This window comes from Lysinibacillus sp. ACHW1.5, from assembly GCF_022014815.1.
GTDB classification, from domain to species: Bacteria; Bacillota; Bacilli; order Bacillales_A; family Planococcaceae; genus Lysinibacillus; species Lysinibacillus capsici.
Genome location: NZ_CP091777.1, coordinates 4147199 through 4159291, shown reverse-complemented (window position 1 = coordinate 4159291; position 12093 = coordinate 4147199). Strand labels below are relative to the sequence as shown.

The following is a 12093-nucleotide window of genomic DNA, read 5'->3' as shown; positions in this document are numbered from 1 at the left end:
CATGTTATTTAAGGATCAATTAGATTTTGTAACACAGCATATCAAGAAAAATAAGCTGCGTGTGTTTATGACGATACTAGCTGCAACGATGGGCTGTGCCTTTCTAATCGTGCTAGCATCCGTTGGTTTTGGTTTACAGGAATCTTTACGCAATGAAATTCTATCAAACGAAACAGTTACAAAAATTCAAGTATATGGCGATAAGCAATTAACTGAAGAACAAGTACAAGAAATTAAAAAAATGGAACATGTAGAAACAGTGCTTGAAACAATTAGTGTCAATGCTTCCGCACAATCATTTTTTGAAGATCGTGATACAACTTCTAATTTAATATTGTCAGATATGCAGGACTTTGAACAGGTAAATGGAAAGCTTGCAAAAGGGCGTTATCCAACAAAATCTAATGAAATTGTTGTAGGCTATCATTTTGCTCAAACATTATTGAATGACACAGAACGTGATGTCATTGCGGAAAAAAGTAAAAAGGCTGAAGCAGAGGGTACGTATTATGATGGTAGTGAAGAGGGCTATAAAGAATCATTAATTGGAAAAAACATAGACCTGTCGTTAGTTCCTCACACGGGTACAAATAATGAAACACAAAAAATGAGCTATACAATTGTTGGCGTAATGGAGAAACCTTCTTATGATTGGATGGTTGATAACGCTATTCATATGGATAAAGCGCAAAAGGCAGTATTAGTTGAAAATTTATCTACAACTAATAACATGGCAGAGAATGAGCTGTTTTACTCTGAATTTAATATTTTTGCGGATACTTTAGAAAACGTAAAGCCGATTTTAGAGAAGTTAAAAGATAAGGGCTATAGCGTATATTCAGTAACAGAGCAACTAGATCAAATGAATGTATTTTTCCTTGTATTAAAAATTGGCTTAATCTTTGTTGGCACAATTGCTGTGTTGATTGCTTCCATTGGTATTTTTAATACAATGACAATGGCTGTCACAGAGCGAACACGTGAAATTGGTGTGTTAAAGGCAATTGGGGCAAGTCCAAAGCTTATTCAACGATTATTTTTAATGGAGAGCACATTTATCGGCATTTTTGGTACGCTAATTGCGGTTGTCATCTCGTATGCTATTAGCTTTGCAGCTAATGCAGCATTACCATTAATTCTTAAGGCGGCAACAGGGGAGGAAGCTTTCGCAACAAATGATATAACATTTTCTCTTATTCCATGGCAACTAGTCATTATTGCAGCAGCCATTAGTGTTGGCGTAGCGATGATTTCAGGTTATCGCCCAGCACGTAAAGCAACAAAAATCGACGTTATTCAAGCTTTACGACAAGAGTTATAATAAAAAAGGCGGTCCAATCAACATTGGATCGCCTTTTATTTGGATTGAAGTACATCTGTATGTTATAAATACTCTTTTAACTCATTCGCTAAAAATGGTGTTGCATTCAATAATTTTAAGAAGGCATCATAGCTGGCACGTTGCTCTTCATTTGGTTTTTTACCTGTTTGATAGGCTCGAATTAATATGTTTTTAGGTGTATTCTCCATATCGATAAACTCTAAAAGCTGTGCCTCATAGCCAACAAGCGATAAAATTTCAGCTCGAATAGCATCTGTAGCAAGTGCCGCAAATCGCTCTCGAACAAGTCCATGTTGCAACATAATATCGAGAGCAGGTGTATTTAGTTGACGATTTAACTCATGCTGACAGCAAGGCACACTTAGAATGACACTTGCTCCCCATTTCACAGCACGAGCCAAGGCCATATCTGTCGCTACATCACATGCATGGAGTGTCACCACCATATCCACAGCACTTTCATCATTATAATCATTGATATCTCCTACAAGAAATTCTAGCTGATCATAGCCTAGATCCTGTGCTATTCTTGAGCACTCTTCAATAACCTCTTTTTTTAAATCTAAACCAGTAACACGAATGTCTAAGCCTTTTTCAATTTTTAAATAATGATACAAAGCAAAGGTTAAGTAGGATTTACCTGAACCAAAATCTAAAATCCTCACCTGTCGATCCTGAGGTAAATAGGTTAAGGCATCATCAATAAATTCAATGAAGCGGTTAATCTGTTTAAATTTATCATACTTTTGTTTCTTAACCTTTCCTTCTTCTGTTTGTACCCCCAGTCGAATTAAAAATGGATAGGGTTGATCATCAGATAGTAAATAATTTTTTTTACGATTATGGCTTAGATGGACTTGTTTAGGTGAAGCTGTTTTATCTGATTTCCAAAGGACTTTGTTCTTTTTTGATAATTGTACTTGTACCGTTTCATCTACGAAATCAATATGAGCTTGACGATACTCCTCAAAAAACGCGTCAAGCTTGGAAGGTAAACGAGCCAATAGAATATTTTCATGTTTTAAAATCCGTTCATATTGGTATTCAATTTGTATATGGTACTGATTTTTTAACATTAATGGTTTTAATTTTATACGTTTTATTTCATTTGATTTCATACGTGGTTGACTGATTGTAGCTGTCACAAGCTTTTGTTGCAAAATTTGCTCAGTGAGCAGAGCTTTCATTTCTTCAAATGTCATACATTTTCGCCTACTTTATTGTGTTATAGATGGCACTAGTTTAACACATTTTATAAAAGACAATGGCATCTTGGGTATTCGGAATAAATTTAATAAAAATTCCGAGTATTTATAGGTGGAATTGTATATTCGTGGTATCTTAAATACAGTAATTCTTTTTAAATTGGTGATACTAAGGATTAATAAGGAGGAGAAAATATGTCGGATAACATGTATCAATTATTAGCGATTGTTATTTATATGATCGCCATGCTAGCAATTGGCTGGTATGCATTTGTTAAAACATCTAATTTAACAGATTATATGCTTGGCGGTCGTTCCTTAGGTCCAGCGGTTACTGCGCTAAGTGCGGGTGCTGCGGATATGTCTGGCTGGCTCCTAATGGGCTTACCAGGTGCGATATTTTTATCAGGTCTTGTGGAGGCTTGGATTGCAATTGGATTAACAATAGGAGCTTACCTAAACTGGCTACTTGTGGCACCACGTTTACGGGTATATACACAGGTTACAAATGATTCCATTACTATTCCAAGTTATTTGGATAATCGATTACGTGATCATACGAAGCTTATTAGAATTGCTTCAGGTATCATCATCCTCATATTCTTTACATTTTATGTATCGTCAGGAATGGTAGCAGGGGGCAAGTTTTTCGATAGTTCTTTTGGTTATGAATACCATACAGGCTTATTAATTGTGTCAGCTGTAGTTGTAGCATACACTCTTTTTGGCGGATTTTTAGCGGTAAGTTATACAGACTTCTTACAAGGTCTTATTATGTTTTTAGCACTTATTATGGTACCGCTATTTGGTTTATTTGTAACAGGTGGTATAGGTGAAACCATTTCATCTATTAAATCTGTTGATCCAGATCTTCTAAATTTATTACCAGCCACTGCGACAGCAGCAGGGATCATTTCTTCAGTTGCTTGGGGATTAGGCTATTTTGGACAGCCTCATATTATCGTCCGCTTTATGGCGATTAGTTCCGTTAAAGAAACGAAGCAAGCTCGACGCATTGGTATTGGCTGGATGATGTTAAGCTTATTTGGAGCTATTGGAACTGCCTTGGTGGGTGTAGCCTATTATCAGCAAAATGCTGGTGAGCTAAAAGACGCTGAAACAGTATTTATTGTACTTGGTCAGATTTTATTCCATCCATTTATAGCAGGTATTATGCTGGCGGCTATTTTAGCAGCTGTTATGAGTACAATTTCTTCTCAATTAATCGTAACTTCTTCAGCACTTGTAGAGGATATTTATAAAGCATTATTTAATAAAACAGCAGACGATAAGCATTACGTTTTTGTTGGGCGTATGGCTGTATTAGTTGTTGCAATTATTGCAGCAATCCTAGCGTGGAATCCAGATAGTTCTATCTTAAGCTTAGTTGGCTTTGCTTGGGCAGGATTCGGTGCAGCCTTCGGACCTGTTATTTTACTTTCTTTATATTGGAGAAAGTTAACGAACTACGGAGCACTTAGCGGAATGGTAACAGGGGCTGCAACTGCGTTTATTTGGGGGAAAGTAGATGCTTTATCAAGTGCGTTGTACGAAATTGTTCCTGGCTTCATTGTTTGTTTAATTGTTGCGGTTGTTGTCAGTATACTGACATATAAACCAAATAAAGAAATTGAAGAAGAGTTCACACGCTCAGAAGCCCTGCTAAAAGAAGAAAGAAAATAGTTGAGATGCGCCTTTACATGAGGCGCATTTTTTAGGAAAGTTAACGATGATCTTCAAATACGAAAAAGGGTATATTATGGTAAGATGAAGAAAATTTGTCGTAGCGACACCAAGCTTTGGTGGGAGGTTTCTAATGGATAGAATTAAGGAAGTTGATGTATTAATTGAAAAGGCCATACTAGTTGGCGTGAATTTACGAAATGATGAGCACTTTGACTATTCTATGGAAGAGTTACAAAATTTAGCTGAGGCCTTGCATGTAGAAGTGGTTGGGACTGTCACGCAAAATTTGGAACGTGTGACACCTTCCCATTATGTGGGTACAGGTAAAATAGAAGAAATCAAAAATTTTTATGAAGAAGCACAAGCAAACCTCGTGATTTTTAATGATGAACTGTCTCCTTCGCAAATCCGTAATTTGGAGCGTGATTTAGCAACGAAGGTCATTGATCGAACAATGCTTATTTTAGATATTTTTGGAAGGCGCGCAAAAACACGTGAAGCCCAAATGCAGGTGGAATTAGCACAGCTTCAATATATGCTACCTCGTTTAGTGGGTTTGCATGCCTCTTTAAGCCGTCAGGGTGGAGGTACTGGGGGAGGCTTTAAAAACCGTGGTGCTGGTGAGACAAAGCTGGAATTGGATCGACGAAAAATTGAAGATCAAATTGCTAAAATTAAAAAGGATCTAGAGCACGTTAAGGAACAGAGAGAAACGCAGCGTAAACAGCGTCGTAAAAACGCTCTTCCGGTTGTATCGATTGTAGGCTATACAAATGCTGGGAAATCAACGATTATGAATCAACTGCTTACACAAATAGGACAAGAAGAGCACAAACAAGTCTTTGAGAAGGATATGCTTTTTGCTACCCTTGAAACTTCTGTTCGTCAGATTGAACTACCTGATAAGAAGACCTTTTTACTGACAGACACTGTAGGCTTTGTTAGTAAATTACCTCACCATTTAGTGAAGGCATTTCGCTCCACTTTGGAAGAGGCGCGAGATGCGGACCTTTTACTCCACGTGGTGGATGTTTCGAATACAGAGCACGGATTTATGATGGATGTAACGAACGAAACACTTAAAGCAGTTGGTGTTGAGGACATTCCGACAATCTATGTATACAATAAAGCAGATATAGCAGATGTTCCATATCCTGTGGTAAGTGGAGATAATATTTGGATTTCAGCAAAGCAGGGGGTTGGTTTAGAAGAATTAGTACAGCTAATTCGTCAACACATCTTCTCGCATTACGTAACGTGTGAAATGTTAATACCTTATGATCATGGGAACATTGTTTCTTATTTAAATGAGAATGCCTCTGTTTTTAATACAGCCTATGAAGAGGGTGGGACATTATTGTCTCTTGAAGTAAAAGCAGCAGATTACGCAAAGTATCAGCACTATGTAATTAATTAAAAAATGTACTTCCCAAAGCATGCCAAAAGATTTTTGGCATGCTTTTTGTGATTAGAGGGAATAGTAGAATCTAGAACAAAGGTAAAACGTGTACTCAAGAAATTGTATTAATTTTCAAGTAAAGTAAGGAATCTGAATTTTAAATATTTTAGAATAATTCATTGTAAATTTAAAAATCTTTTAGGGATAAAGTGTGAGAAAACTTAGATATATCAAAGGATTTAATAATTTATCTAATAATCAATCAGAATTTATAGAAAAATGACAAATTTTCAACATTTTTTAAAACTCTTGCTAAAGTTTATAAAACGCTTTAGTATGATGAAACAAAGTTTTTTTATCCTTATATTAGGGTAGTTGTGTTTTTGTAGAATAATTTTTTATTGGGAGAGGGTATTGTATGTCTAGTAAAGATGAAGTTGTAAAATCTGTCCCTCAAAATGGTTTTGTTGGACACCCTAAAGGGCTCTTTACTTTGTTTTTCACAGAATTTTGGGAACGTTTCTCGTACTATGGTATGCGAGCAATTCTTATCTTCTTTATGTATTACGAATTACATGACGGGGGCTTAGGTCTAGACCGCGGAACAGCAAACTCTATTATGGCCATCTACGGCTCACTTGTTTATATGTCTGGAATTATAGGTGGATGGATTGCCGACCGAGTTTTAGGAACACGAAAAACCATTTTTTATGGTGGCGTGTTAATTATGATTGGTCATTTACTGCTAGCATTGCCTGGTGGTGTGAGCATGTTATTTGCTTCCATGGCATTTATCGTTATGGGTACTGGTTTATTAAAACCGAACGTTTCAAGTATTGTTGGGGACATTTATGCTGAAACAGATAGCCGTCGTGATGCAGGTTTTTCTATTTTCTATATGGGTATTAATATGGGAGCATTTATTGCACCTTTTATTGTCGGAACAATTGGACAAAAATATAGCTTCCACCTTGGCTTCGGTTTAGCGGGTCTAGGTATGTTTATTGGTTTAATTGTTTATAAATTAACAGAGAAAAAATATTTAGGCTTAGCGGGCTTACAAGTAAACAACCCATTAAAGCCTGAAGAACGTAAAAAAGTCTTTACGCAATTCGGAGTTGCAGCTTTACTTATTATCATCTTGGGTGCTATCGGTATTAAAACTGGTACTTTAACAATGAATGTATTTAGTTTAATCATCACAGCTCTAGGTGTATTAATTCCAACTGCATTCTTTATTTATATGTATCGCAGTAAAAAAACAACAAAGGATGAAAAGTCTCGTCTACTTGCTTATATTCCTTTATTTTTATCAGCTGTAATGTTCTGGGCTATTCAAGAACAAGGAGCAACTATTTTAGCGACTTATGCAGATGAGCGTACACAGCTAAGTTTTGGTGGTATTCAGCTTCAATCTTCTTGGTTCCAGTCATTGAACCCATTATTTGTTATTACAATGGCACCATTATTTGCGATGCTATGGCTTAAATGGGGAGACAAGCAGCCGACAACACCACGTAAGTTTTCATATGCATTGTTCTTTGCGGGTCTATCATTCTTAGTGATGATGATTCCAGCACACCTGTCTGGTGGAGATACATTAGTGAGTCCTTTATGGTTAGTATTGTCATTCTTCTTAGTGGTTGTTGGTGAGCTATTATTATCACCAGTTGGTCTATCTGCCACAACGAAATTGGCACCACAGGCATTCGCAGCGCAAACAATGTCTTTATGGTTTTTAACAAGTGCAGCAGCACAAGCAATTAATGCGCAATTAGTTAAGGTCTATGAAGTTGTAAGCGAATTCACATACTTTGGTTTCTTAGGTACCTTATCTATTGTAGTCGGGATTATTATATTGGTGCTTTCACCAATTATTTCAAAAGCGATGAAGGGTATTAATTAAATGAAAGATGCAAGTACAGTTATTAAAAAAACTGTACTTGCATCTTTTTTTGCTATCTAAATAAAAGTCTATCTAAGAAGCTGAGAGCGAAATATATTATCGTAAGTAGTTATTTTGTTGAATGTGGGTATAAGTTTCTATGTAGAAAATTATCATTTTCGTTATAATAATTTTAATAATATGAAAATTTAAGGGGTTGGAATCTATGAAGGAAGAGTTAGATTATTTGAGGCCAAGATTAATGGAGATTTTTACGTATTTACATGCAAATCCAGAAATCAGTTGGCATGAAGTAGAAACCACCAATTATATAGTGGAGCTATTAACACAGGAAGGCTTTTCCCCAATACGATTTAAAAATTCCACAGGATTATATGTTGATGTGGGCAACGGTGACCCCAAAGTAGGGCTAAGAACTGATATAGATGCCTTATGGCAAGAAGTAGATGGTCATTTCCGTGCGAATCATTCATGTGGACATGACGGTCATATGACGATGGCCATTGGTACACTATTACTTTTAAAAGAACTACAGCAATCTATAAATGGTACAATCCGCGTTATTTTCCAACCTGCTGAAGAAAAAGGAACAGGAGCATTATCTGTACTAGAAGAAGGTGTTATTGATGACTTAGATTATTTATTTGGTGTCCATGTAAGACCTGTTCATGAGCTAGAGGACGGCACTTATTGTGCAGCCTTATATCATGGTGCCTCTCGTTTACTTGAAGGCGAAATTATCGGAGAGGATGCTCATGCTGCAAGGCCGCACCTTGGTATTAATGCCATTGAAGTAGGTGCAACAATCATCGAAGATTTGCGAACCATTCATACAGATCCTATGGTCCCTGTATCTGTTAAGATGACGAAATTCCATGCAGGGGGAGATTCGGGCAATATTATCCCAGGTAATGCCTCATTTACGATTGATATTCGTGCACAGCAAAACAAGGTGATGGACGATTTAGCACAAGGCGTAAAGCGTGTGATCGATTCATCTAAATTGTTGCATAAGGTACAAATTGAATTACGTACGGTGGCCAATATCGTAGCTGCTGAAGTTGATACAAGTGCTCAATATTTGATGGAGCAGGCAATTATACAGGCTGCTGGATTATCAAATTTAAGAAAGCCTGTTCATACACCTGGAGGAGAGGATTTTCACCATTATGCTGTACAACGGCCGCATTTAAAAACAACCATGCTGGGCTTGGGTTGTGGATTAACACCAGGCTTGCATCATCCGAAAATGAAATTTAAACAAGCAAGACTTGTCACAGGAGTGGAGATACTTACAAGAGCAGTTTTATTAGCTTTGGAATCAGGGCATAAAAAGGAGGCGTCAGCGTAATGTTAGAGCAAGTGCGAATTCACAAAGTAACGACACCGAAAGAAATTGCAGAGATCCAAAAATTAAATGCTGAAATATGGGGCAGCCAAGCAATCCCCTCCCATCAATTACTAGCTGCTGTACAAAATGGCGGAATCGTATTAGGAGCGTATTTCGATGAAAAGCTAATTGGCTTTAACTATTGCTTCGTTGGCTATCGGAATAGAGAAATGTACTTACATTCGCACATGATTGGTGTAGAAAAAGCATATCGTGAACAAGGTGTGGGTGAATTATTGAAGCATGCCCAACAAGAATATGCAAAAGAGCATGGTTTTCAACTTGTCCGCTGGTTAATTGACCCATTAGAGGCGCGTTTAGCGAATCTAGCATTTCTAAAATTGAACGCCACTAGTTATCAATATGAAAATGATTATTATGGTCCGCTTCGCGATGACTTTAATGAAGGACTACCTTCAGATAGACTAGTCGTTGAATGGTGGATCGAGCGTGATCAAATGGCAGATAGCCTTGATGAATTAGAAGAGGGGGCACAGAAAATAGTACCTTGGACATTAACAGTAGATGGATTACCAGTTCTAGATGTAGAAAATACATTTCAGTTAAAACAATCCTTTTATAAAGATGCCTATCTTTTACCGATCCCTCAATCTCTACAGAAAATGAAAGTGGAAAGTCCAAAACTTGCAGAGGACTGGCGTTATAAAATTCGCACAATCTTAACAACATTATTTAACCAAGATTATGCCATCGTACGCATGAAGAAACATCCAGAATATGTTCATAGCTATCTGTTAGTCAGACGCTCCTTATTAGCTTTATAATAATGATAAGGAGTGAACAATGTGAGATTAGAAAAGATTACATTAAGGCATTTGAAAATGCCTATGAAAGCACCATTTACTACGAGTTTTGGCACAGTTGATGAAAAGGAAATGTTACTGATAGAAGCAAAAGATGAATCAGGGACGACGGGGTGGGGAGAAACTGTTGCTTTTGTAGCACCATGGTATACGGAGGAAACATTAAAGACAACATGGCATATGCTACAAGATTTTTTGATACCCATCTTGTTACATAAAGAGATTGGGCATCCAGATGAGGTAACCTCATTATTTGCACCTATTCGGCGAAACTGCATGGCGAAAGCTTCAATTGAGGGTGCTGTATGGGATATCTATGCTCAGCAAACAAAGCAATCACTTGCACAGGCGTTAGGTGGTCAAAAACAACGTATTGAAGTAGGAGTCAGTGTGGGTATCCAACCCTCTATCTCTCAGTTAATAGCATTAATAAAAGGTCATATTGAAAAAGGCTACAAAAGGGTGAAGATTAAGATAAAGCCTGGAGAGGATGTAGAGGTAGTACAGGCAATTCGTGCGGAATTTCCTAATTTACCCTTGATGGTAGATGCAAACTCTGCTTATACATTAGATGATATAGAAATACTACAGCAGCTTGATGACTTTAATTTATTAATGATTGAACAACCATTAGCTACTGATGATATTGTCGATCATGCAACATTGCAGAAAAAGTTAAAAACGCCTATTTGCTTAGATGAAAGCATCACCTCCTATGAGGATGCCAGACGAGCAATTGAACTTGGAAGCTGTGGTGTCATAAACATCAAGATTGGACGAGTAGGTGGTTTAACGGAAGCAATACGAATCCATGACCTATGTAAAGCAAACCATATTCCAGTTTGGTGTGGTGGTATGTTAGAGGCTGGAATTGGACGAGCACATAATGTTGCCTTAACGTCTCTTAGTCAATTTATTTTACCTGGCGATACAGCAGGTTCTAGTCATTATTGGTACGAGGATATCATTGATCCTGAAGTAAAAGTCAAAGATGGCTATATTGAGGTACCCCAGTCGGTAGGTATTGGTTTTAAGCCTGATATGGCTGTGATTGATAAATTAACAATTAGCAAAGAAATCTATCAATAAGGCAGTACTTAGTCGATCATTTAGTATTTAGGAAAACGAGGAGAGAACTGATTGAAAAAAAGCTTGCAAATCGGTGGTGCCTATGTGGGGATTATCGTTGGAGCAGGATTTGCATCTGGGCAGGAAATTGTCCTTTATTTTACAAGCTATGGCTTTAAAGGAATATATGGAGCATTGTTAGCTATGGTTGGTTTCTCAATTGTTGGCATGTGTGTTGCTCAAGTGAGCTCTAGGCTTCGCACATCATCCCATAAGGATTTGATCTATCAAATTTCAGGGAATACTATGGGCTTTGTATTGGATATAGTGCTATCACTCTTTTTATTTGGTGTAGCTGTCATCATGTTTGCTGGGGCTGGTGCAACATTTCAGCAAATGTTTGGACTGCCTATTTGGCTAGGGAGTATTTGTATGATCTTGCTTACAGTAGCCACTGTCATGATGGATGTGAAAAGCATCATTAATATCATTGCACTCGCCACACCGTATCTACTAACCGTCGTCTCCATCATCGCTATCTATGCTATTGCAACGATGGATTTTACCTTTGCAGAGCAAGCAGTTATTGCTCAACAGGCTCAAATAAGTGAGAAAAGTTGGTGGGTAACGGCTTTATTGTACATGTCGTTTAATGTAGGGGTTAGCTTCTCTTTATTGACTGTTATGTGTGGATCCATACGCAATCATAAGGTAGCTGGCATGGGTGGTATAATTGGTGGGATTTTGTTAGGTGCTTTAATCTTACTTGTGAATTTCTCCCTTTTAGCCAAGATGAATATCATTGTTGGACTAGACATTCCGATGCTAGCGTTAGCGAATGAAATTCATCCGATTGTTGGAGTGTTAATGACTATTTCTCTTTTAGGAATGATTTATAATACGGCAGTAGGGATGCTATATTCCTTTATGGTAAGGTTTTTCGAGCCTAGTAGAGCAAGCTTTAGGATCGCAGTTATATTTATAGGTGGTCTCGGCTTTCTAGCAAGCCTTGTAGGGTTTACAACGCTAGTAGCTAAACTATATGCAGTGATGGGCTATGTAGGGTTAGTATTAATCATATTCATTATTTTTGCATGGTTAAGAGGCACTAAAAAAATTATCTAATATAAAAATGGTAATTGAGGGATAGATTTTATTCTCAATTACCTTTTTATTTGGATAAAAATATTGTAGAAATAGTGAATTATTTCTGTTGATTCATTTACGGTTATGCTGATATTTCGTTAATTTGGCATATTTTTTAGTTAATCAT

At 37.2% G+C, this 12093-nt stretch carries 9 protein-coding genes; 8 read left to right on the top strand and 1 reads right to left on the bottom strand.

From position 1 onward, the window contains the following. Position 1: 1 nt before the first annotated feature. A complete protein-coding gene (locus L6W14_RS20850) occupies positions 2 to 1321 on the top strand; it encodes an ABC transporter permease (RefSeq protein ID WP_131520893.1) in 1320 nt (439 codons plus the stop codon). Positions 1322 to 1383: 62 nt separating this feature from the next. Here the strand turns inward: L6W14_RS20850 and L6W14_RS20845 are convergent, their stop codons facing one another. Further along, positions 1384 to 2544, bottom strand: a complete 1161-nt coding sequence (locus L6W14_RS20845; protein WP_131520892.1) for a class I SAM-dependent methyltransferase — start codon at positions 2542 to 2544, stop codon at positions 1384 to 1386. Between the two features lie 198 nt (positions 2545 to 2742). On the opposite strand from L6W14_RS20845, the gene putP reads away from it, so the two are divergent. The 7 genes from putP (at position 2743) to L6W14_RS20810 (ending at position 11945) form a co-directional block, all read left to right on the top strand. Further along, positions 2743 to 4230 (top strand): sodium/proline symporter PutP, encoded by a 1488-nt coding sequence (gene putP / locus L6W14_RS20840; protein ID WP_066038005.1) that lies wholly within the window; start codon positions 2743 to 2745, stop codon positions 4228 to 4230. Between the two features lie 133 nt (positions 4231 to 4363). Continuing rightward, positions 4364 to 5650: a GTPase HflX gene (hflX, locus tag L6W14_RS20835; protein WP_237898806.1), complete on the top strand. Its 1287-nt coding sequence runs from the start codon at positions 4364 to 4366 to the stop codon at positions 5648 to 5650. A 400-nt stretch (positions 5651 to 6050) separates the two neighbouring features. Continuing rightward, positions 6051 to 7538: a peptide MFS transporter gene (locus tag L6W14_RS20830; protein WP_048394189.1), complete on the top strand. Its 1488-nt coding sequence runs from the start codon at positions 6051 to 6053 to the stop codon at positions 7536 to 7538. Positions 7539 to 7743: 205 nt separating this feature from the next. After that, positions 7744 to 8889: a M20 peptidase aminoacylase family protein gene (locus tag L6W14_RS20825; RefSeq protein ID WP_131520889.1), complete on the top strand. Its 1146-nt coding sequence runs from the start codon at positions 7744 to 7746 to the stop codon at positions 8887 to 8889. Continuing rightward, the gene (locus L6W14_RS20820; RefSeq protein WP_131520888.1) at positions 8889 to 9713 is read left to right on the top strand and encodes a GNAT family N-acetyltransferase; all 825 of its coding nucleotides are present in this window, start codon (positions 8889 to 8891) and stop codon (positions 9711 to 9713) included. Before L6W14_RS20825 ends, L6W14_RS20820 begins: the two co-directional genes overlap by 1 nt. Before the next feature lie 21 nt (positions 9714 to 9734). Continuing rightward, complete coding sequence (menC, locus tag L6W14_RS20815; RefSeq protein ID WP_131520887.1) at positions 9735 to 10841, top strand: o-succinylbenzoate synthase; 1107 nt, start codon at positions 9735 to 9737, stop codon at positions 10839 to 10841. Between the two features lie 51 nt (positions 10842 to 10892). Continuing rightward, positions 10893 to 11945 (top strand): YkvI family membrane protein, encoded by a 1053-nt coding sequence (locus tag L6W14_RS20810; RefSeq protein ID WP_237898802.1) that lies wholly within the window; start codon positions 10893 to 10895, stop codon positions 11943 to 11945. Positions 11946 to 12093 lie beyond the last annotated feature (148 nt).